This is a genomic window from Salmonella sp. 3C (assembly GCF_025426275.1).
In the GTDB taxonomy this organism is placed as follows: domain Bacteria; phylum Pseudomonadota; class Gammaproteobacteria; order Enterobacterales; family Enterobacteriaceae; genus Salmonella; species Salmonella enterica.
Genome location: NZ_CP104858.1, coordinates 3,303,118 through 3,325,577, shown reverse-complemented (window position 1 = coordinate 3,325,577; position 22,460 = coordinate 3,303,118). Strand labels below are relative to the sequence as shown.

Genomic DNA, 22,460 nt, shown 5'->3' with positions numbered 1-22,460 from the left:
TATTGCCTCTCAGTTATGCCGGGTTAGGGATATCAATAAACGTCACATCCAACGCCGTGTTTTCGTTCAACCATTCGCTCAGGGCGCGAATACCGCCGCGTTCAGTGGCATGGTGCCCGGCGGCATAAAAATGCAGCCCCTGTTCGCGCGCGGAATGAATGGTCTGTTCAGACACCTCGCCGGTAATAAAAGCATCCACGCCGAAGCGGGCGGCGCTATCAATAAAACTTTGCCCGCCGCCGGTACACCAGGCGACACGCTGCACATTCTCTGGCCCGGTATCGCCGCACCATAGCGGTTTACGCCCCAGACGCGCTTCAATCCATGAGGCCAGTTCCAGCCCTGGCACCGGCATTGAGAGCTCTCCCCACGGCACCAGCGGCTCAATTTCTCCTTTCACGGTAATGCCTAATAGCGCCGCCAACTGCGCATTGTTGCCCAGCTCAGGGTGCGCATCCAGCGGCAGATGCCAACCGTAAAGGTTAATATCATTTGCCAGTAACGTTTTTAAGCGACGGCGTTTCATACCGCGAATAACCGGAGACTCGCCTTTCCAGAAGTAACCATGATGAACAATGACCGCATCGGCCTGCAAACGCACCGCCTCATCGAGCAGCGCCTGACTTGCGGTCACGCCGGTAACGATTTTCTGTACCGTCTCTTTTCCTTCGACCTGTAAACCATTCGGCGCATAATCGCTTATTGCCGCACTGTTCAGCTTGTCGTTAATCAGTTGTTCCAGCTCGGTGTTTTTCATCATCGCTCCCTTTAACCCACGTTCTACTTTCCCGTTACGGGTTCAGCCTCCGTTAACATAGCCTCCCGTTAGCCGTTCGTCGATAAACATTTGTTTGACACATCAAGAAACAATCACCCCCGGGTTTGGCGCAAATTACTTAGCAAAACACGATCGGTTTCATGTATATTTATGCAATCAGAACGCATATTGCAGAAAAAATCAGTTCTGTATCATGTTGGTAACTTTAAGGAAACACGGCGATGCGGCAGGCTTAATAAGCCCACAAAGAAAGGCATTATCTGAGAATGCCGCTTTCTTGCCGCAGCGTCTCTATCCCGGAAATACGATGAATAAACAAGCATCTCAACCCCGCGCTATTTACTACGTTGTCGCCCTGCAAATTTGGGAGTACTTCAGCTTTTATGGTATGCGCGCCCTACTGATTCTTTATCTCACCAATCAGCTAAAATACGACGATAACCACGCCTATGAGTTATTCAGCGCTTATTGTTCGCTGGTCTACGTAACGCCGATTCTTGGCGGCTATCTGGCGGATAAGGTGCTTGGCAACCGAATGGCAGTCATGCTGGGCGCATTTTTAATGGCTATAGGTCATTTAGTGCTGGGCGCCAGTGAGATCGCGCCGACATTCCTTTATCTGTCGCTGGCGATCATTGTCTGCGGCTACGGCCTGTTTAAATCGAATATTAGCTGCCTGCTGGGCGAACTGTACCAGCCGGAAGATCCGCGCCGCGACGGCGGGTTCTCGCTGCTTTACGCAGCGGGCAATATTGGTTCGATCGTGGCGCCTATCGCCTGCGGCTATGTGCAAGAGGAGTACAGTTGGGCGATGGGCTTTGCGCTCGCCGCCATTGGTATGCTGGCGGGGTTAGTGATCTTCCTGTGTGGAAATCGTCATTTCACCCACACCACCGGCGTTAATAAAGCCGTGTTGTGCGCCAGAAACTACCTGCTGCCGAACTGGGGCTGGCTGTTAATTCTGCTGGTAGCGGCGCCGTTGCTGATTACCGTTCTGTTCTGGAAAGAATGGTCTGTCTATGCCTTAATCGTGGCGACCGCGATCGGCCTGGTCGTGCTGGCAAAAATTTATCGTCAGGCGCAAACGGCCAAACAGCGCAAAGAACTGGGGCTGATTGTCACCCTGACCCTGTTCAGTATGCTGTTCTGGGCGTTTGCCCAGCAGGGCGGCAGTTCTATCAGCCTGTATATCGACCGCTTTGTGAACCGCGATATTCTGGGCTATTCCGTTCCTACCGCCATGTTCCAGTCGGTGAACGCCTTTGCCGTGATGCTGTGTGGGGTCGTCCTGGCCTGGCTGGTTAAAGAGAGCGTAAGCGGTAATCGCACCGTGCGTATCTGGGGCAAATTCGCGCTGGGTCTCGGTCTGATGAGCGCCGGATTCTGTATTCTGACCCTGAGCGCACGCTGGTCCGCCGCTTACGGACACTCTTCAATGCCGCTAATGGTGCTGGGACTGGCGGTGATGGGCTTTGCCGAGCTGTTTATCGACCCGGTCGCCATGTCGCAAATTACGCGCATTGATATCCCCGGCGTCACCGGCGTATTAACCGGAATTTATATGCTGCTGTCCGGCGCGATAGCTAACTATCTGGCAGGCGTCATCGCTGACCAGACCTCGCAAAGCGCCTTCGACGCCAGCGGCGCGGTTAATTACGCCATCAACGCCTATGTGGATGTTTTTGAACAGATCACCTGGGGCGCGCTAGCCTGCGTAGGGGTTGTCCTGCTGATTTGGCTGTATCAGTCCTTCAAATTCAAAAGCCGCGCGCTGGCCGTCGAATCCTGATAGCAGAAGGCCCGGTAGTTTGCGCTACCGGGCCTGTATCACGCCCCTTTTCTCGCCGCCTCATAGGCGGAAAGCGTCGCGATTCTCGCCTGTTTGTGTTCCACAATAGGCCGAGGATAATCAAGCACGACTCCCGCTTTTTCCGCCCACCGCCACGGCTCGTGAATCGCTTTTCCAGGGATATCGCGTAATGCCGGTAGCCACTGGCGGATAAATTCGCCGTCGCGATCGAACCTCTCTCCCTGAGTCGTGGGATTAAAAATACGAAAATAAGGCGCGGCGTCAGTACCGGTTGAGGCGGCCCACTGCCAGCCGCCATTATTGGCGGCAAGATCGCCGTCAATAAGCTGCGACATGAAATAGCGCTCCCCCAACCGCCAGTCAATCAACAGATCTTTTACCAGAAAGCTGGCGGTAATCATGCGTAAACGGTTATGCATCCAGCCCGTCGCGTTAAGCTGGCGCATCGCCGCATCGACAATGGGATAACCGGTTTCGCCTTTCTGCCATGCCTGAAAATAGTGCGGGTTCTCCTGCCACGCGACGCGTTTTGTCCAGCGGATAAACGGCTGGTGTTTGCATAATGCCGGATACCAGGTCATTAAATGACGGTAAAATTCCCGCCAGATGAGTTCATTCAACCAGACGCTTCCCGGTCCGCCGTCCAGCGCCTGCGGATGCTCCGCCAGTAATCGGTGCAGGCACTGTCGCGGCGACAGGCCGCCCGTCGCCAGGCTGGCGGAAAGCCGACTGGTGCCGTCAACCGCAGGGAAATCGCGCCGTAACGCATACCCGTCTGCGCCCTGCGCGCAAAACTGACGTAGCTGCGCGATGACCGCGTTTTCTTCCACCGGGAAAAGCGCGGCGTCAAACGCCTGTTGCGGGTAGTTAAGCGAGACTGGCGTTAAGGGTGTAGAAAGCGCGCCGCTCACCCGGATCTTCGGGGCCGGAACGCACGGCGGAATATCCTCTTTTAGCCGTTTCAACCAGGCATTTTTAAACGGCGTAAAAACTTTATACATTTCATGATTGCCGGTCATCACCGCGCCGGGCGCCAGAATCACGCTATCGTCAAAGCCTTCGCAGATGACAGAGGGCAGCGTTTTTTCCACCGCCGCATCACGCTGACGCTCGTTAAACTCATACTGATAGTTATAAAACAGATGGCTGACGTCATGCTGTCGGCAAACGTTTTTGACCGTTTCAATACTGGCGTTAAAATCCGCCACTTCATGAAACAGCAGCGGAATGCCTTTCTCTGCAAGGGCCGCCTGTAGCGCATTGAGCTGCGCGCTGATGAATGCCGCCTGCCGCGGCGCCATACCATGGGCCTGCCACTGCGCGGGGGTGGAAATATAAAGCGCCAGCACCCGCGCGGATGCATCGCGGCAGGCGGCGGCCAGCGCAAGGTTATCCTGTAAACGCAGATCGCGCCTGAACCAGACTAAATGGGTGGGCATACAACTCCTGAAAGATAAAACGTCACGGCGAATAGCGTTAAACAGTGTAGACCCTGGCGCATAAAAAAACCGCCAGCGTGGCGGCTGACGGTTTTTTCAGGCTGGTCGCGATTAATAAAAGTCGCAGGTGGCTTTTTCAGCCTGCGCCATCCATACCGGTTTATCACTGGTTTTCGACCAGACACGGTGCAGATAACTATAAAAACGCGCGCGGTCTTTCCAGAAGAGCATCACCGGCAACGCCAGCACGCCTGCGGTCACCGCGAAAGCACGACGTGCAAAAATGACATGCGCTGGATAGTCTTTATAGTGTTCCATACGTTTCCCCCCTTTATACCGACGCTATCCGCCCCGGTATAGATTGAATCGGTGAATAGCACCGAAAAATTGAACCTCGTTACCTGATTAAAATAGTACCGCTTTCGGTGTAATTTTACTACTCATCCGACCACTTATTTTCACGCTTTTCCAGCAGATTTACATTCAAAGCGTAAATTAGTTACAAAAAGGTTAAATTAATACTAATCATTAGTTAAATAATGGTCTTTGCCATTTTTATACTTTTTTTACACTCTGCCCGCCAATTTTTGCGAAATCTTTGCAGCCAAAAAATTACCTTTCTCAGGAGTAAAACAATGCCACTGGAGGTGCTCTGTGAGTGCAGGCGTGATAACCGGCATCGTGCTGGTTTTCTTACTTTTAGGTTATCTGGTCTATGCCCTGATTAATGCGGAGGCGTTCTGATGGCCGCGCAAGGATTTTTACTGATCGCCAGTTTTTTACTGATTTTATTGGTACTGGCGAAACCGTTGGGTTCGGGCCTGGCAAGGCTCATCGCCGCCGTTCCGTTGCCGGGCGTGGCTGGCGTTGAGCGTATCCTCTGGCGGACTCTTGGCATTACCGACCACGAAATGAACTGGCGTCAGTATTTACTGGCGCTACTGACGCTCAATCTGCTGGGACTGGGCATCCTGTTTTGCCTGCTGTTCTGGCAGGAGTGGCTGCCCTTAAATCCGCAGCGGCTACCGGGGCTGTCCAGGGATCTGGCGCTGAATACCGCCGTCAGCTTTGTCACCAATACCAACTGGCAAGCCTACAGCGGCGAAAGCACGCTGAGCTACTTTAGCCAGATGGCCGGGCTGACGGTGCAAAATTTCCTGTCGGCGGCGACCGGGATTGCGGTGGTTTTTGCGCTTATCCGCGCCTTTACGCGCCAGAATGTGCACACGCTGGGTAATGCCTGGCAGGATCTGGTACGCATTACGCTATGGATATTATTTCCTGTCGCGTTAATTATCGCGCTGTTTTTTATCCAACAAGGCGTACCGCAAAATCTGTCGGCTTATCAGCCCATCACCACCCTTGAAGGCGCTAAACAACTTTTGCCGATGGGTCCGGTTGCTTCGCAGGAGGCGATCAAAATGCTTGGCACCAACGGCGGCGGTTTCTTTAACGCCAACTCTTCGCATCCGTTCGAAAACCCTACCGCGCTCACTAATCTGGCGCAGATGCTGGCGATATTTTTGATTCCAGCCGCGCTCTGTTTCGCCTTTGGCGAAGCGGCGGGCGATCGCCGTCAGGGACGCGCGCTACTGTGGGCAATGTCATTCATTTTTGTGGTCTGCGTAGCGGTAGTGATGTGGGCGGAAGTTCAGGGAAATCCACATCTGTTGGCGGCGGGCGCGGACAGTAGCGTCAACATGGAGGGTAAAGAAACGCGCTTTGGCGTGCTGGCCAGCAGCCTGTTTGCCGTCGTCACGACCGCGGCGTCCTGCGGGGCGGTAAATGCCATGCACGACTCGTTTACCGCTCTGGGCGGTATGGTGCCGATGTGGCTGATGCAAATTGGCGAAGTGGTCTTTGGCGGCGTCGGTTCAGGCCTGTATGGCATGTTGCTGTTTGTCCTGCTGGCGGTGTTTATCGCGGGGCTGATGATCGGTCGCACGCCGGAATATCTGGGGAAAAAAATCGACGTGCGCGAAATGAAAATGACCGCGCTGGCGATTCTGGTCACGCCGATGTTGGTCTTGTTGGGTTCGGCGCTGGCGATGATGACGGATGCCGGACGCAGCGCAATGCTGAACCCTGGCCCGCACGGTTTTAGCGAAGTGCTATATGCCGTCTCCTCTGCCGCCAACAACAACGGTAGCGCCTTTGCGGGTCTGAGCGCTAACTCGCCTTTCTGGAACTGTTTGCTGGCGTTCTGCATGTTCGTCGGCCGTTTCGGCGTGATTATTCCTGTCATGGCCATCGCCGGATCGCTGGTCAGTAAAAAAGTACAGCCGGCCAGTCAGGGAACGCTGGCGACCCACGGCGCGCTATTTATTGGGCTGCTCATCGGCACGGTACTGCTGGTCGGCGCGCTGACGTTTATTCCTGCCCTGGCGCTTGGCCCGGTAGCGGAACATTTCTCTTTACCTTGAGCGATGCGGAGTACATTGATATGAGTCGCAAGCAACTGGCGCTGTTTGAACCTGTTTTACTCGTACAGGCGCTAACGGATGCCGTAAAAAAATTAAGCCCACGCGCCCAGTGGCGTAACCCGGTGATGTTTGTGGTCTGGGCCGGCAGCGTGCTAACCACTCTGTTAACGCTCGCTATGGTAACAGGACAAATAGCGGGAAGCGCCTTGTTTACAGGGATTATCAGCCTGTGGTTATGGTTCACCGTACTGTTCGCCAATTTTGCCGAAGCGCTGGCGGAAGGCCGCAGCAAAGCCCAGGCAAACAGTCTGAAAGGGGTGAAAAAGACCGCGTTCGCTCGTCGGCTGCGCGCCCCGCGCCATGATGCGCAGGCCGATAACGTGCCCGCCGCTGAACTGCGAAAAGGCGACATTGTCCTGGTCAAAGCGGGCGATATTATTCCCTGCGACGGCGAGGTCATCGAAGGCGGCGCGTCGGTGGATGAAAGTGCGATTACCGGCGAATCCGCCCCGGTGATCCGCGAGTCCGGCGGCGATTTCGCCTCTGTCACCGGCGGCACGCGAATTCTTTCCGACTGGCTGGTGATTGCCTGTAGCGTCAATCCTGGCGAAACCTTTCTTGACCGGATGATCGCGATGGTGGAAGGCGCGCAGCGGCGGAAAACGCCTAACGAGATTGCCCTGACGATTTTGCTCATCGCCCTGACCATTGTCTTTTTACTGGCGACCGCCACCCTGTGGCCCTTCTCCGCCTGGGGCGGTAATGCGGTCAGCGTCACCGTGTTGGTGGCGTTGCTGGTGTGCCTGATCCCCACCACCATCGGCGGGCTACTCTCCGCCATTGGCGTAGCCGGAATGAGCCGAATGTTGGGCGCGAACGTCATCGCCACCAGCGGCCGCGCCGTAGAAGCCGCGGGCGATGTCGACGTGCTGCTGCTGGATAAAACCGGCACTATCACGCTCGGCAACCGCCAGGCGTCCGATTTTATACCCGCCCGAGGGGTGGACGAACGCACGCTGGCTGACGCCGCGCAGCTCGCTTCGCTGGCCGACGAAACGCCGGAAGGTCGCAGCATTGTGATCCTCGCCAAACAGCGCTTTAACCTGCGTGAACGCGATGTGCAGTCGCTTCATGCCACCTTTGTTCCGTTTACCGCACAAAGCCGCATGAGCGGGATTAATATCGATAACCGGATGATCCGTAAAGGCTCGGTGGACGCGATTCGGCGTCATGTCGAGAGCAATGGCGGCCATTTTCCCGCCGATGTCGAGCAAAACGTCGAGAACGTGGCGCGCCTGGGCGCGACGCCGCTGGTGGTCGTGGAGGGCGCGCGCGTACTGGGTGTTATCGCCCTCAAGGATATCGTTAAAGGCGGTATTAAAGAACGTTTCGCCCAGCTGCGAAAGATGGGTATTAAAACGGTGATGATCACTGGCGATAACCGCCTGACGGCGGCAGCGATTGCCGCCGAAGCCGGTGTGGACGATTTTCTTGCCGAAGCCACGCCGGAAGCCAAGCTGGCGCTGATCCGTCAATATCAGGCGGAAGGACGGCTGGTCGCCATGACCGGCGACGGCACTAACGATGCCCCGGCGCTGGCGCAGGCTGACGTCGCGGTGGCGATGAACTCCGGCACCCAGGCGGCGAAAGAAGCCGGTAATATGGTGGATCTGGACTCTAACCCAACCAAGTTGATTGAAGTGGTGCATATCGGTAAGCAGATGCTGATGACGCGCGGCTCGCTCACCACCTTCAGTATCGCGAATGATGTAGCGAAATATTTCGCCATTATTCCCGCCGCGTTTGCCGCTACCTATCCGCAGCTAAACGCGCTCAACGTGATGGGGCTGCATTCGCCGAACTCCGCCATTCTGAGCGCGGTGATCTTTAACGCCCTGATTATTATTTTTCTGATCCCGCTGGCATTAAAAGGCGTGAGTTATAAGCCGCTTTCCGCATCGGCCATGCTGCGCCGTAATTTATGGATCTATGGTCTGGGTGGTCTGTTGGTGCCGTTTATTGGTATCAAAGTGATTGATGTGCTGCTGACCCTGCTGGGTCTGGCGTGAGGTGTATGATGATCGGTTTACGTCCTGCTTTTTCGACAATGTTATTTCTGCTGTTATTGACCGGCGGCGTGTATCCGCTTCTGACCACGGCGCTGGGGCAGTGGTGGTTTCCCTGGCAGGCTAATGGCTCGCTGATTCATAAAGACAATGTGATACGCGGCTCAGCGCTTATCGGACAATCGTTTACCGCCGCGGGTTATTTTCATGGCCGGCCCTCCGCCACCGCCGATACGCCTTATAATCCACTGGCGTCGGGCGGAAGCAACCTGGCCGCCAGCAATCCCGAACTGGATGCGCAAATACAGTCCCGCGTCGCCGCGCTACGCGCCGCTAACCCCCAGGCGAGTTCCGCGGTTCCGGTTGAGCTGGCGACGGCCTCGGCAAGCGGGCTGGATAATAATCTGACGCCCGGCGCCGCGGCATGGCAAATCCCCCGCGTGGCGGCGGCTCGCCAGCTTCCCGTTGAACAGGTCGCGCAACTGGTTGCAGAATATACGCACAGGCCGCTGGCGCGCTTTCTTGGGCAACCGGTGGTGAATATTGTTGAGCTTAATCTGGCGCTGGATGCGCTACAGGGACACAGAGCGAAATGAACGACGAACCCTTGCGTCCTGATCCGGATCGCTTGTTGGAACAAACGCCCCCGCCCCACCGGGGGAAGTTGAAAATTTTCTTCGGCGCCTGCGCAGGCGTCGGAAAAACCTGGGCGATGCTGGCGCAAGCGCAGCGGCTGCGAGCGCAGGGGCTGGATGTGGTGATCGGCGTGGTAGAGACGCACGGCCGTGAAGAGACCGCCGCACTACTTGACGGGCTGACCATTCTGCCGCCAAAACGTCACTCGCACCGGGGGCGGCAAATTCGCGAATTTGACCTGGATGCCGCCCTCGCCCGGCGTCCGGCGCTGATTTTAATGGATGAGCTGGCGCACAGTAACGCGCCTGGCTCACGCCATCCTAAGCGCTGGCAGGATATTGAAGAGCTGCTGGAAGCGGGAATCGACGTTTTCACCACCGTGAACGTACAACATCTGGAAAGTCTGAACGATGTGGTGAGCGGCGTCACGGGGATTCAGGTGCGCGAAACCGTCCCCGATCCCTTTTTTGATGCCGCTGATGAAGTCGTACTGGTCGATCTGCCGCCCGACGATCTGCGCCAACGGCTCAACGAAGGTAAAGTGTATATCGCCGGTCAGGCGGAACGCGCTATTGAACATTTTTTCCGCAAGGGCAATCTGATCGCCCTCCGCGAGCTGGCGCTACGCCGGACAGCCGATCGCGTGGACGATCAGATGCGCGCCTGGCGCGCGCATCCGGGCGAAGAAAAAGTATGGCACACCCGCGATGCGATTTTACTGTGTATCGGGCATAACACCGGCAGCGAAAAACTGGTGCGTACCGCGGCGCGTCTGGCCTCCCGGCTCGGCAGCGTCTGGCACGCCGTCTATGTCGAAACGCCAACGTTACACCGCTTACCGGAAAAACAACGGCGGGCTATTTTAAGCGCGCTGCGCCTGGCGCAGGAGCTTGGCGCGGAAACCGCCACCCTGTCCGATCCCGCCGAAGAGAAAGCGGTCGTGCGCTATGCCCGCGAGCATAATCTGGGGAAAATCGTCATGGGCCGCCCGGCGTCGCGACGCTGGTGGCGACGTGACGCTTTCGCCGACCGTCTTGCCAGGCGCGCGCCGGATCTCGATCAGGTGATCGTCGCGCTGGAAGAGCCGCCAGCCCGCGCATTGGCGCAAACGCCTGATAACCGTCCTTTTAAAGAGAAATGGCGTGGGCAGATTCAGGGCTGTCTGGTCGCCGTGGCGCTTTGCGCCATCACCACGCTTATCGCTATGCAGTGGCTTGTCACCTTCGACGCCGCCAATCTGGTGATGCTCTATTTGCTGGGCGTAGTGGTGATTGCGCTGCTTTACGGGCGCTGGCCGTCGGTGGTGGCGACGGTGATTAACGTGGCGAGTTTCGATCTCTTTTTTATCGCGCCACGCGGTACGCTCGCCGTTTCGGACGTGCAGTATCTGCTGACTTTTGCCGTGATGCTGACGGTTGGTCTGGTGATTGGCAATCTTACTGCCGGGGTGCGCTATCAGGCGCGCGTCGCCCGTTATCGGGAACAGCGTACCCGTCATTTATATGAAATGTCTAAAGCGCTGGCCGTCGGGCGTAGTGAACATGATATCGCCGCGACCAGCGAGCGGTTTATCGCCTCGACGTTTCAGGCGCGCAGCCAAATTTTATTACCTGATGCTAACGGTAAGTTGCTGCCTCTCACCCACCAGCAAGGCATGACGCCGTGGGACGACGCAATTGCGCGCTGGAGTTTTGATAAAGGCCAGCCTGCCGGCGCAGGCACCGATACCCTCCCTGGCGTGCCTTATCAAATCCTGCCGCTGAAAAGCGCCGATAAAACGTACGGTCTGGCTATCGTCGAACCGGGTAATTTGCGTCAGTTAATGGTGCCGGAGCAGCAACGCCTGCTGGAAACATTTACTCTGCTTGTCGCCAACGCGCTGGAACGACTGACGCTGACCGCCAGCGAAGAACAGGCGCGTCTCGCCAGCGAGCGCGAAAGTATTCGCAACGCTCTGCTGGCGGCACTGTCGCATGATTTACGCACGCCGCTGACGGTATTGTTCGGCCAGGCGGAAATTTTGACGCTGGATTTAGCCAGCGCAGGATCGCCCCACGCGCGTCAGGCCAGTGAAATCCGCCAGCATATTCTCAACACCACCCGGCTGGTGAATAATTTGCTGGATATGGCGCGTATTCAGTCCGGCGGGTTTAATCTTAAAAAAGAGTGGCTGACGCTGGAAGAGGTCGTCGGGAGCGCGTTACAGATGTTAGAGCCGGGTTTATTGCATCCGATTACATTGTCGCTGCCGCAACAGTTAACGCTTATCCATGTCGATGGCCCCTTATTTGAGCGCGTCCTGATCAACTTGCTGGAAAACGCCGTTAAGTACGCCGGGCCGCAGGCCAGTATCGGCATTGATGCTGCGGTTAAGGACGATCGTTTACAACTGGATGTCTGGGATAACGGGCCGGGTATTCCTGCGGGGCAAGAACAGAAGATTTTCGATAAGTTCGCCCGCGGCAACAAAGAGTCCGCCGTCCCCGGCGTGGGGCTGGGGCTGGCGATTTGCCATGCTATCGTAGAGGTACACGGCGGCACGCTTACCGCCTATAATCGACCGCAGGGCGGCGCCTGTTTCCGTGTTACGCTGCCGCAAGGAAAACCACCTGAACTTGACGATTTTCATGAGGATATGTGACAAACGTTCTGATTGTTGAAGATGAACAGGCCATCCGCCGCTTTCTGCGCGCCGCGCTGGAAGGCGACGGCCTGCGCGTGTATGAAGCTGAAACATTACAACGTGGTTTACTGGAAGCCGCCACGCGAAAGCCCGATCTGATTATTCTCGATCTCGGCCTGCCGGACGGCGACGGAATCGATTTCATTCGCGACCTGCGTCAGTGGAGCGCAATACCGGTGATTGTCCTTTCCGCCCGCAGCGAAGAAAGCGATAAGATTGCCGCGCTTGACGCCGGAGCTGATGATTACCTGAGCAAGCCATTCGGCATTGGCGAGTTGCAGGCGCGTTTGCGTGTCGCGCTGCGACGGCACGCCGCCAGCCCTAGCGCCGATCCGATCGTCCGTTTTTCCGGCGTGACGGTCGATCTCGCCGCACGGTTGATCCACCGTGGCGACGAAGAAATCCATCTGACGCCGATTGAGTTCCGCCTGCTGGCGGTATTACTCAATAATACCGGCAAAGTATTAACCCAACGGCAGTTATTAAACCAGGTCTGGGGGCCTAACGCCGTGGAGCATAGCCACTATTTGCGCATCTATATGGGACATTTACGCCAGAAACTGGAACAAGATCCCACCCGCCCACGCCATTTTATTACCGAAACCGGAATTGGCTATCGCTTTATGCCGTGAATAGCTATTCATTATTTTTAAATAACTTCTAATTTTTATGTCATTTATTTTCGGCGTCGCGAATAATTATTTTCGCGGCGATATTATATTTTATAGAGGATATAAAAAACATATAATTAACATTTAAGAAACAATCCGTTATTTCACAGCACGATATGCATAATCGCCGACTAATTATTTTTCAAATGATCGTTTTTTGTTGATCTGGTTCACAGATTGCTGGCGCTTCCTGGATAAAATATCCATGCTTTCAATAAATCAATGAAAGGACCTCAAAATGGAAAATAATAATCGTTTTATGCCCCATATAAGGCGGACAACGCATATTATGATGTTTGCCCACCGTAATAGTTTCGACTTTCATTTTTTTAATGCCCGGTAGTTTTTCTGCTACGGGTACTTCAGCATACAGGTCTTTCCGACCCTTATGTCATTCAGGTCTATTGCCTAAATAACTCGAATTGTTAAAAGCGACAGTACGGTAATTCTTTTACACCAAGCCAGCTAACTATATAGTTTGACAGAAGAAATTCCGACTCAGCGCAATTTTAGTTATCGCGGTTTCTGCCTGTATATCGTAGTACTCAACTCCTTAAATCCTGAATTTCCTGCAACCGGACGGGTTGGGATTTATTACATCTAAAATAAAGCTAATTTACTGATTTTTTTATCAGCGGGATAGCTTTGATTTTTTCCGGAAGAATCAGTTTCTCATGCGAGAAATTGAGGGCCTGCTATTACCTGAAATAAAGAGATGAAAAATGTCAGAATTAAAAATTGCCGTTAGCCGTCATTGCCCGGATTGTTTTTCTACACACCGTAATATTGTAAATGTTGATGAGAGTCGTTTCATCGACGTGGCTGCCATCGTGTTATCCATCGACGACATTGAACACGGAAAACTCGATGAAATCGACGCAACGGGTTACGGTATTCCCGTGTTTGTCGCGACTCATGACGAAGGGCGCGTACCGCCTGAGTATTTGCCGCGTATCTCTGGTGTATTCGAATATAATGAATCCCGTACTGCCTTCTATGGCCGCCAGTTGGAAACCGCAGCAAGCCACTACGAAACGCAGTTACGTCCGCCGTTTTTCCGCGCGCTGGTGGATTATGTCAACCAGGGCAACAGCGCATTTGACTGCCCGGGACATCAGGGCGGCGAATTCTTCCGCCGTCATCCTGCCGGTAATCAGTTCGTGGAATACTTTGGCGAAACGCTCTTCCGCTCCGACCTATGCAACGCGGACGTGGCGATGGGCGATCTGCTGATTCACGAAGGCGCGCCTTGCATTGCGCAGCAACATGCGGCGAAAGTCTTTAACGCCGATAAGACCTACTTTGTGCTGAACGGGACCTCCTCCTCTAACAAAGTCGTACTCAACGCGCTGTTAACGCCGGGCGATCTGGTACTGTTTGACCGTAACAACCACAAATCTAACCACCACGGCGCATTATTGCAGGCGGGCGCAACGCCAGTTTATCTGGAAACCGCGCGTAACCCGTATGGTTTTATCGGCGGGATCGACGCTCACTGCTTCGAAGAAGATTACCTGCGCGAGCTGATTAGCGAAGTCGCGCCGCAGCGTGCCCGCGAAGCACGTCCATTCCGTCTGGCCGTCATCCAGTTAGGCACCTACGACGGTACCATTTATAACGCCCGTCAGGTCGTCGATAAAATTGGTCATCTGTGCGACTACATCCTGTTTGACTCCGCCTGGGTCGGCTATGAACAATTTATTCCGATGATGGCCGATTGTTCGCCGCTGCTGCTGGAACTGAACGAAAACGATCCGGGTATTCTGGTGACGCAGTCCGTTCACAAACAACAAGCCGGTTTCTCCCAGACCTCGCAGATCCATAAAAAAGATAGCCATATCAAAGGGCAATCGCGCTACGTTCCGCATAAGCGCATGAACAACGCCTTTATGATGCACGCCTCCACCAGCCCGTTCTATCCGCTGTTCGCTGCGCTGGACGTTAACGCCAAAATGCACGAAGGCGTCAGCGGTCGCAATATGTGGATGGATTGCGTGGTTAACGGCATCGATGCCCGTAAATTGATCCTCGAAAACTGTCATCACATCCGTCCGTTCGTACCGGAACTGATTGATGGTAAGCCGTGGCAGTCATACCCGACGTCAGAGATCGCCAGCGATCTGCGCTTCTTCCACTTCGTTCCGGGAGAACACTGGCATGCGTTTGAAGGCTATGCCGAACATCAGTACTTTGTCGACCCTTGCAAACTGCTGCTCACCACACCGGGCATTAATGCAGCGAGCGGCGAATATGAAGACTTTGGCGTTCCTGCCACGATCCTCGCCAACTTCCTGCGCGAGAACGGCGTTGTGCCGGAAAAATGCGACCTCAACTCCATTCTGTTCCTGCTGACGCCGGCAGAAGACATGGCGAAGTTACAACAGCTTGTCGCCCTGCTGGCTCGTTTCGAAAAACTGCTGGAAGCTGATGCGCCGTTAGCGGAAGTATTACCGTCCATCTACAAACAGCATGAAGCGCGTTATGCCGGCTATACCCTGCGTCAGCTTTGCCAGGAGATGCACGATCTCTATGCGCGGCACAACGTGAAACAGCTGCAAAAAGAGATGTTCCGTAAATCGCATTTCCCGAAAGTCAGTATGAATCCGCAAGAGGCCAACTATGCCTATCTGCGCGGCGAGGTCGAACTGGTTCGCCTGCCGGAAGCGGAAGGTCGTATCGCGGCTGAAGGCGCTCTGCCTTACCCGCCGGGAGTGCTGTGTGTAGTTCCGGGTGAAATCTGGGGCGGTTCTGTCCTGCGTTACTTCAGCGCCCTGGAAGAAGGGATCAACCTGCTGCCGGGCTTTGCGCCTGAACTGCAGGGCGTTTATATCGAAGAACACGACGGCCGTAAGCAGGTCTGGTGCTACGTCATTAAACCTCGTGACGCGCAGCGCTCCCTGCTGAAGGAGGAAAAATTATGAGTAAACCTAAATCCAATAAAATGGGTGTCGTGCAGCTCACAATTCTGACTATGGTCAACATGATGGGCTCCGGGATCATCATGCTACCGACCAAACTGTCTGAAGTCGGCACGATATCCATTATCTCCTGGCTGGTCACCGCCGTCGGCTCGATGGCACTGGCCTGGGCGTTTGCGAAATGCGGTATGTTTAGCCGTAAATCCGGCGGCATGGGCGGTTACGCCGAATATGCCTTCGGTAAATCCGGCAACTTTATGGCGAACTATACCTACGGCGTCTCGCTGCTGATCGCCAACGTGGCTATCGCCATCTCCGCTGTCGGCTATGGTACCGAACTGTTCGGCGCCGCGCTGACGCCGCTCCAGATCGGTCTGGCGACTATCGCCGTATTGTGGGTTTGTACCATCGCAAACTTTGGCGGCGCGCGTATTACCGGACAGATCAGTAGCGTTACCGTTTGGGGCGTCATCATTCCGGTTGTCGGCCTGTGCATCATTGGCTGGTTCTGGTTTAGCCCCAGCATGTACGTAGCGTCATGGAACCCGCACCATGTTCCGTTCTTTAGCGCGGTCGGTTCTTCCATCGCCATGACGTTATGGGCATTTCTTGGACTGGAATCCGCCTGCGCCAACGCAGACGTGGTCGAGAATCCGGAAAAGAACGTCCCCATCGCGGTACTGGGCGGTACGCTGGGCGCGGCGGTCATCTATATCGTTTCGACTAACGTGATTGCCGGGATTGTGCCGAACATGGATCTGGCGAACTCCACGGCGCCGTTTGGTCTGGCGTTTGCACAGATGTTCACGCCTGCGGTAGGTAAAGTGATCATGGCGCTGATGGTAATGTCCTGCTGCGGCTCGCTGCTGGGCTGGCAGTTCACTATCGCCCAGGTATTTAAATCCTCCGCTGACGAAGGCTATTTCCCGAAAGTCTTCTCTCGTGTAACGAAAGTCGACGCGCCGGTACAGGGGATGCTGATTATTGTGATTATTCAGACTGGCCTGTCGCTGATGACCATTAGCCCGTCGCTGAATAGTCAGTTTAACGTCCTGGTTAACCTGGCGGTGGTGACGAACATTATTCCGTATATTCTGTCGATGGCCGCGCTGGTTATCATTCAGAAAATGGCGAATGTGCCGTCATCAAAAGCGAAAGTCGCTAACTTCGTGGCCTTCGTTGGCGCCATGTATAGCTTCTACGCGCTCTATTCCTCCGGTGAAGAAGCCATGCTGTACGGCTCAATTGTGACCTTCCTCGGCTGGACGTTATACGGCCTGGTCTCACCGCGTTTTGAATTGAAAAATAAACACGGCTGATGGCGCGCCCGGGCTGCGGTAACGGTAGTCCGGGCATTTTCACTCTTTGAATAAGATAATAGAAATGAGTAATCCAGAACGGGAAGTCACTGATATAGCAGAAATACAGGCTATTCTCAGTAAACACGAAGTGTGTCGGATAGGGTTTAACGACAATCTCTGTCCGTATGTTGTCCCCGTAAATTTTGGCTACGAGTATCAGAACGGACGCTGGATATTTTATTTTCACGGCGCACGCACCGGGAAAAAGATGCGTCTGTTACGTAAGAACCCGGCAGTATGCATTGAAATGGACGGCGACCATGCATTACTACGTGCCGATGACCCCTGTGATTATACCTACGCCTACACCAGCGTTTTCGCCACCGGACTGGCATCGATATTGCAAACACGCGAGGAGATGCGCTACGGCCTGGACGTCATTATGCGTCAGACCGATCCGGGAAAAACCTTCAGTTATCGGGAAGATATGATGAAAGTGGTTTGCGTGGTGCGTATTGAATGCGACGCCCTCACCTGCCGCCGACATCTGGCGACTCAGAGCGAATAAGTCAGATATCACAAGCGCCTTATCCGGCCTGGAGGCGGTTTACAGGCCTGATAAGCGCAGCGCCGTTAATACAAAAAAGGAGCCGTAAGGCTCCTTTTTCTTCCATATCGCCCATCAGGCGTTTTTCAATACTTCGCTAACGATTTCAACGGCTTCTTTCTCAATCTGCTTGCGATGTTCTTCCCCCAGGAAGCTTTCGCAATAGATCTTGTAAGCGTCTTCCGTACCGGATGGACGCGCGGCGCACCAGCCGTTGTCGGTCATTACCTTCAGGCCGCCAATCGATGCGCCATTACCCGGCGCTGCGGTAAGACGCGCGGTAATCGGGTCGCCTGCCAGCGTGCTGGCGCTCACCATTTCCGGAGACAGTTTAGACAATGCCGCTTTCTGGGCCGAGGTCGCTGCCGCCTGCAGACGGTTATAGCTCGGCGCGCCAAAACGCGCTGCCAGTTCATTGTAATGCTCTTGCGGGTTTTTCCCGGTAACGGCGGTGATTTCCGCCGCCAGCAGGCACATGATGATCCCGTCTTTATCGGTAGACCACGGCGTACCGTCGAAACGCAGGAACGAAGCGCCCGCGCTCTCTTCCCCGCCGAAACCAAAGCTGCCGTCGAACAAACCGTCAACAAACCATTTGAAGCCAACCGGCACTTCTACCAGCTTGCGTCCCAAATCATTCACCACGCGGTCAATCATCGCGGAAGAGACCAGCGTTTTACCGACAGCCACGTCTTTGCCCCACAGCGGACGATGCTGGAACAGATAGTTAATGGCGACCGCCAGATAATGGTTCGGGTTCATCAGCCCTGCAGGCGTCACGATGCCATGACGGTCGTAGTCCGGGTCGTTGGCGAAGGCCAGGTCAAACTTGTCACGCAGCGCCAGCAAACCCGCCATCGCACATTCGGAGGAGCAATCCATACGGATCGCGCCATCTTTATCAAGGTGCATAAAGCGGAAGGTTTGATCAACCTGATCGTTAACTAACGTCAGGTTAAGTTTGTAATGCTCAGCGATACGTTTCCAGTATTCAATACCGGAGCCGCCCAGCGGATCGACACCCAGCGTCAGACCGGCTTTCTGAATCGCCGCCATATCAACGATATCCGCCAGCCCTTCGACAAACGGCTGTACCAGATCTACCGCTTTAACGTGGCCCGAGGCCATTGCCGCATCCAGAGAGATGCGCTTAACGCCTTGCAGGCCGCCCGCCAGCAGCGCATTGGCACGATCTTCTACCACTTTAGTGACGTTGGTATCCGCCGGGCCGCCATTGGGCGGATTATATTTAATACCGCCATCTTCCGGCGGGTTGTGCGACGGCGTAATGACAATACCATCAGCCAGCGGGCCGCCTTTTTTGTTATGGACCAGGATAGCATTTGACACGGCAGGCGTTGGCGTAAAGCCATTATTTTCCTGCACGATAACGTCTACGCCGTTTGCCGCCAGCACTTCCAGCACGGAAATGAAGGCCGGTTCCGAGAGCGCATGGGTGTCTTTCCCCACATAGCAGGGGCCGGTAATGCCATTTTTCGCCCGCTCTTCAGCAATCGCCTGGGCGATCGCCAGAATATGCGGTTCGTTGAAACTGTGACGACCTGCGCTACCGCGATGGCCGGAAGTGCCAAATTTCACGGCATGTTCTGCATTCCCTGCCTCCGGTTTCAGTACATAATACTGCGCCGTCAGTTGGGCGACGTTAATCAAATCACTCTGTTGCGCGGGTTGTCCTGCGCGGTTGTGGATTGCCATTGCCTGGTCCTTCTAATGCAAGGATTAAATTGTTCCGCAAACCTTTTCAATCAATTCCGCCGGGAATTGCATTGACTGCATGATGTGTTCGATCATGCTGCATTTACGGCCGGTGTTGGTGTTGGTGATCACCCAGTACGGCGTGCCGGGAACGTGCTTAGGTTTAGTTTGATTCCCATTTTTCAGCAGCGTTTGTTCATCCGCCGCAAAATAGACGCGCGTGCGGCCATGCAACGACTCCGTCGCCTCCGCAAACGCGTGGTGATCCAGTGAATAGAGTGTAGTCAGAATCAGCATAAAGCGGTTGACCGCTTTTTTCTGCTCGGCATATTCGTCAGACAACAACAGCTCACGCATCGCGCGAACTTTGTCTTTTACCGGGTTAACCGGTTTCGCTTCGGCAACGGGTTGCGCCGCAGGCGTCCCCTTCACCGCTGAAGCCGTTGGCTGTGTCGTGGCGGAAAACTTCAACATACGCCGTAAAATGTCGGATGCGCTCTCGCCGATATGCTTGGTGTGGCTGGCAATATAGCTATAGAGTTCATCATCAACTTCAATCGTTTTCATCTTAATCCAGTGCGATGTCTTTGCTGAATACAAGTCATTGGGATTATAGGAACAAATCCCAACAGCGGATAGCGTTAAGCCCGGCTGACAAAAAAACTCGGAGTAAACCTTAGAGGTTGCAGCCCAGTGGCAGAATGGTCAACATAATACCCTAACCCGACAGAGCGAAAAAAAGAACTTTGCCATGAAATTAAACATCCGAGCGCAATCTGCACAAAACCTGCACAATAATTCCCCCATCGTTCTCGTTCATGGTCTGTTTGGCAGCCTGGACAACCTCGGCGTACTGGCGCGCGATCTGGTGACCGATCACGACATTATTCAGGTCGATATGCGCAATCATGGTTTATCGCCGCGCGATCCGGTCATGGATTATCCGGCAATGGCCCAGGATCTTCTGGATACGCTTGACGCGCAGCAGATTGAAAAAGCGACGTTTATTGGTCATTCCATGGGCGGAAAAGCGGTAATGGCGCTGACGGCGCTGGCGCCCGATCGCATCGATCGTCTGGTCGCGATTGATATCGCCCCCGTGGATTATCACGTTCGCCGCCACGATCGCATTTTCGCGGCCATTAATGCCGTCAGCGAATCCGACGCGACATCCCGCCAACAGGCGGCAGGGATTATGCGCCAACACCTCAACGAAGAAGGCGTGATCCAGTTTCTGTTAAAATCCTGGGCTGAAGGCGAATGGCGTTTTAATGTTCCGGTATTATGGGAGCAGTATCCGCATATCGTCGGCTGGGAAACCATTCCGCCCTGGGAACATCCGGCGCTGTTTATTCCAGGCGGTAACTCGCCGTACGTGACCGAAGCGTACCGCGACGCGCTGCTGGCGCAATTCCCTTTGGCGCGCGCGCATGTGATCGCCGGCGCGGGCCACTGGGTACATGCCGAAAAACCAGAGGCGGTTCTGCGCGCCATCCGCCGTTATCTGCACGATAAACGCTAACTGATTAAAAACTCATCGCCTGTGCGCGATTACGCGCGCGGGCGTTGGCGTCGCTTCCTCGCTGATGTATGATGGCGCGCTATCCATCCGGGCATAAGCCTGGCTGATTGTTTCCCCCGAAGTCACCAAAATCATGGCCAAAGAACAAACGGACCGTACGACATTAGATCTGTTCGCGCACGAGCGTCGCCCGGGACGACCTAAAACGAATCCGCTTTCGCGCGATGAACAGTTACGCATCAACAAGCGCAACCAGTTAAAACGCGACAAAGTTCGTGGCCTCAAGCGTGTCGAATTAAAACTCAACGCACAAGCGGTTGACGCGCTGAATGAGCTGGCCGAAGCGCGCAACATTAGCCGCAGCGAGCTCATTGAAGAAATATTAATGAAGCAGCTTATGGCGCTGCGCGGCCAGGGTTTAGTCTGAAAATAAGTTTTGTTTCATATTTCGTGTAGCAGAGCGTGCAGTCCCGCGTGATTGCTGTTTCCGCATATCTGCCTGTTCTGCTATGATTGCCCTTATCCGTGGGCAATTCGCCACCACCATTTCAATAAGTTTCAAGAGGTTATTTTACTCATGGCAATCACTGGCATCTTTTTCGGCAGCGACACCGGTAATACCGAAAATATCGCAAAAATGATTCAAAAACAGCTTGGTAAAGACGTTGCCGATGTGCATGACATTGCAAAAAGCAGTAAAGAAGACCTGGAAGGGTATGACATTCTGCTGCTGGGCATCCCAACCTGGTACTATGGCGAAGCGCAATGTGACTGGGATGACTTCTTCCCGACTCTCGAAGAGATTGACTTTAACGGTAAGCTGGTGGCGCTGTTTGGCTGTGGCGATCAGGAAGACTACGCGGAATACTTCTGTGATGCGCTGGGCACGATTCGCGACATTATTGAGCCGCGCGGCGCCACGATTGTGGGTCACTGGCCAACTGCAGGCTATCATTTTGAAGCCTCTAAAGGTCTGGCTGACGACGATCATTTTGTCGGTCTGGCGATTGACGAAGACCGTCAGCCTGAACTGACCGCCGAGCGTGTTGAAAAATGGGTTAAGCAAGTTTCGGCTGAATTGCACCTCGACGACATCCTCAACGCCTAATCTTATGCGGCGCAGCGTTATATCTGCGCCGCATCAATAGACAAGACCAATCAAAATAATTGCTACAAATTTGTAACTTTCGCACCCATCCCTGTACAATGTCCGGGTGTAATCAGGTGGCGCCAGAATTTGCAGGCAAAACCACAGTTTTATTAACATCTGCGAGAGACTTGCGGTTTTCATTTCGGCATGGCAGTCCTATAATGATACGCATTATCTTGAGTGCAATTTCTGTCACTTCTCTAATGAAGTGAATCGTTTAGCAACAGGACAGATTCCGCATGACTGACAACAATACCGCATTAAAGAAGGCTGGCCTGAAAGTAACGCTTCCTCGTTTAAAAATTCTGGAAGTTCTTCAGGAACCAGATAACCATCACGTCAGTGCGGAAGATTTATACAAACGCCTGATCGACATGGGTGAAGAAATCGGTCTGGCAACAGTATACCGTGTGCTGAACCAGTTTGACGATGCCGGTATCGTGACCCGCCATAATTTTGAAGGCGGTAAATCCGTTTTTGAACTGACGCAACAGCATCATCACGACCATCTTATCTGCCTTGACTGCGGAAAAGTGATTGAATTTAGTGATGACTCTATTGAAGCGCGCCAGCGTGAAATTGCGGCGAAACACGGTATTCGTTTAACTAATCACAGCCTCTATCTTTACGGCCACTGCGCTGAAGGCGACTGCCGCGAAGACGAGCACGCGCACGATGACGTGACTAAATAAGTGTAAATCTTTCGAAGAGCCAACCGCCCGGTTGGCTTTTTTATATCC

At 54.3% G+C, this 22,460-nt stretch carries 20 protein-coding genes and 1 pseudogene; 16 read left to right on the top strand and 5 right to left on the bottom strand.

Features of this window, described 5'->3' with window-relative positions:
• Window positions 1-13 precede the first annotated feature (13 nt).
• Window positions 14-757: a radiation resistance protein YbgI gene (ybgI, locus tag N7E69_RS15825; RefSeq protein WP_000798844.1), complete on the bottom strand. Its 744-nt coding sequence runs from the start codon at window positions 755-757 to the stop codon at window positions 14-16.
• A 328-nt stretch (window positions 758-1,085) separates the two neighbouring features.
• Between ybgI and N7E69_RS15820 the strand changes: the two genes are divergently transcribed.
• Complete coding sequence (locus N7E69_RS15820) at window positions 1,086-2,567, top strand: MFS transporter (RefSeq protein WP_001041123.1); 1,482 nt, start codon at window positions 1,086-1,088, stop codon at window positions 2,565-2,567.
• Window positions 2,568-2,605: 38 nt separating this feature from the next.
• On the opposite strand, the gene phrB is transcribed toward N7E69_RS15820, so the two are convergent.
• Both phrB and N7E69_RS15810 read right to left on the bottom strand, forming a co-directional pair.
• Window positions 2,606-4,027, bottom strand: coding sequence for a deoxyribodipyrimidine photo-lyase (phrB, locus tag N7E69_RS15815; protein ID WP_001142033.1), 1,422 nt, complete (start codon window positions 4,025-4,027; stop codon window positions 2,606-2,608).
• Between the two features lie 111 nt (window positions 4,028-4,138).
• Entirely contained in the window at window positions 4,139-4,345 is a 207-nt protein-coding gene (locus tag N7E69_RS15810; RefSeq protein ID WP_000401435.1) for a YbfA family protein, read from the bottom strand.
• A gap of 336 nt (window positions 4,346-4,681) precedes the next feature.
• On the opposite strand from N7E69_RS15810, the gene kdpF reads away from it, so the two are divergent.
• The 10 genes from kdpF (at window position 4,682) to N7E69_RS15760 (ending at window position 17,293) form a co-directional block, all read left to right on the top strand.
• On the top strand, window positions 4,682-4,771 hold the full coding sequence (gene kdpF, locus N7E69_RS15805) for a K(+)-transporting ATPase subunit F (RefSeq protein WP_001670793.1): 90 nt from the start codon (window positions 4,682-4,684) through the stop codon (window positions 4,769-4,771).
• Entirely contained in the window at window positions 4,771-6,450 is a 1,680-nt protein-coding gene (gene kdpA, locus N7E69_RS15800) for a potassium-transporting ATPase subunit KdpA (RefSeq protein ID WP_000730072.1), read from the top strand. The genes kdpF and kdpA overlap by 1 nt, the downstream gene beginning before the upstream one ends.
• A gap of 20 nt (window positions 6,451-6,470) precedes the next feature.
• Window positions 6,471-8,519 carry a potassium-transporting ATPase subunit KdpB gene (kdpB, locus tag N7E69_RS15795; protein ID WP_000088025.1) on the top strand — a complete coding sequence of 683 codons (2,049 nt, stop codon included), beginning with the start codon at window positions 6,471-6,473 and terminating at the stop codon, window positions 8,517-8,519.
• 8 nt (window positions 8,520-8,527) lie between these two features.
• Complete coding sequence (gene kdpC / locus N7E69_RS15790; RefSeq protein WP_001518103.1) at window positions 8,528-9,112, top strand: potassium-transporting ATPase subunit KdpC; 585 nt, start codon at window positions 8,528-8,530, stop codon at window positions 9,110-9,112.
• A complete protein-coding gene (gene kdpD / locus N7E69_RS15785) occupies window positions 9,109-11,793 on the top strand; it encodes a two-component system sensor histidine kinase KdpD (RefSeq protein WP_000997469.1) in 2,685 nt (894 codons plus the stop codon). Before kdpC ends, kdpD begins: the two co-directional genes overlap by 4 nt.
• The gene (kdpE, locus tag N7E69_RS15780; protein ID WP_000186059.1) at window positions 11,790-12,467 is read left to right on the top strand and encodes a two-component system response regulator KdpE; all 678 of its coding nucleotides are present in this window, start codon (window positions 11,790-11,792) and stop codon (window positions 12,465-12,467) included. Before kdpD ends, kdpE begins: the two co-directional genes overlap by 4 nt.
• 277 nt (window positions 12,468-12,744) lie before the next feature.
• A complete protein-coding gene (speFL, locus tag N7E69_RS15775) occupies window positions 12,745-12,849 on the top strand; it encodes a leader peptide SpeFL (RefSeq protein WP_015632840.1) in 105 nt (34 codons plus the stop codon).
• Window positions 12,850-13,228: 379 nt separating this feature from the next.
• Window positions 13,229-15,427, top strand: a complete 2,199-nt coding sequence (gene speF / locus N7E69_RS15770) for an ornithine decarboxylase SpeF (protein ID WP_001292402.1) — start codon at window positions 13,229-13,231, stop codon at window positions 15,425-15,427.
• Window positions 15,424-16,743, top strand: coding sequence for a putrescine-ornithine antiporter (gene potE / locus N7E69_RS15765; protein WP_000042658.1), 1,320 nt, complete (start codon window positions 15,424-15,426; stop codon window positions 16,741-16,743). The genes speF and potE overlap by 4 nt, the downstream gene beginning before the upstream one ends.
• A 64-nt stretch (window positions 16,744-16,807) precedes the next feature.
• Window positions 16,808-17,293 (top strand): pyridoxamine 5'-phosphate oxidase family protein, encoded by a 486-nt coding sequence (locus tag N7E69_RS15760; RefSeq protein WP_001751712.1) that lies wholly within the window; start codon window positions 16,808-16,810, stop codon window positions 17,291-17,293.
• 114 nt (window positions 17,294-17,407) lie between these two features.
• Here N7E69_RS15760 and pgm read toward each other — a convergent pair whose 3' ends face one another.
• Both pgm and seqA read right to left on the bottom strand, forming a co-directional pair.
• Complete coding sequence (gene pgm / locus N7E69_RS15755; RefSeq protein ID WP_000974384.1) at window positions 17,408-19,048, bottom strand: phosphoglucomutase (alpha-D-glucose-1,6-bisphosphate-dependent); 1,641 nt, start codon at window positions 19,046-19,048, stop codon at window positions 17,408-17,410.
• Between the two features lie 24 nt (window positions 19,049-19,072).
• Window positions 19,073-19,615, bottom strand: a complete 543-nt coding sequence (gene seqA / locus N7E69_RS15750) for a replication initiation negative regulator SeqA (RefSeq protein WP_000848395.1) — start codon at window positions 19,613-19,615, stop codon at window positions 19,073-19,075.
• Window positions 19,616-19,799: 184 nt separating this feature from the next.
• On the opposite strand from seqA, the gene ybfF reads away from it, so the two are divergent.
• From ybfF to fur, 5 genes and pseudogenes are all read left to right on the top strand, one after another.
• Complete coding sequence (gene ybfF, locus N7E69_RS15745) at window positions 19,800-20,570, top strand: esterase (protein ID WP_000773245.1); 771 nt, start codon at window positions 19,800-19,802, stop codon at window positions 20,568-20,570.
• Between the two features lie 133 nt (window positions 20,571-20,703).
• Window positions 20,704-20,997 carry a LexA regulated protein gene (ybfE, locus tag N7E69_RS15740; protein ID WP_001040939.1) on the top strand — a complete coding sequence of 98 codons (294 nt, stop codon included), beginning with the start codon at window positions 20,704-20,706 and terminating at the stop codon, window positions 20,995-20,997.
• Between the two features lie 150 nt (window positions 20,998-21,147).
• Window positions 21,148-21,678, top strand: coding sequence for a flavodoxin FldA (gene fldA, locus N7E69_RS15735; RefSeq protein ID WP_001018621.1), 531 nt, complete (start codon window positions 21,148-21,150; stop codon window positions 21,676-21,678).
• A 203-nt stretch (window positions 21,679-21,881) separates the two neighbouring features.
• Window positions 21,882-21,967 (top strand): annotated as a pseudogene (locus tag N7E69_RS15730) (ryhB-regulated fur leader peptide).
• A complete protein-coding gene (gene fur, locus N7E69_RS15725; RefSeq protein WP_000131700.1) occupies window positions 21,960-22,412 on the top strand; it encodes a ferric iron uptake transcriptional regulator in 453 nt (150 codons plus the stop codon). The pseudogene N7E69_RS15730 and the gene fur overlap by 8 nt, the downstream one beginning before the upstream one ends.
• Window positions 22,413-22,460: the final 48 nt, after the last annotated feature.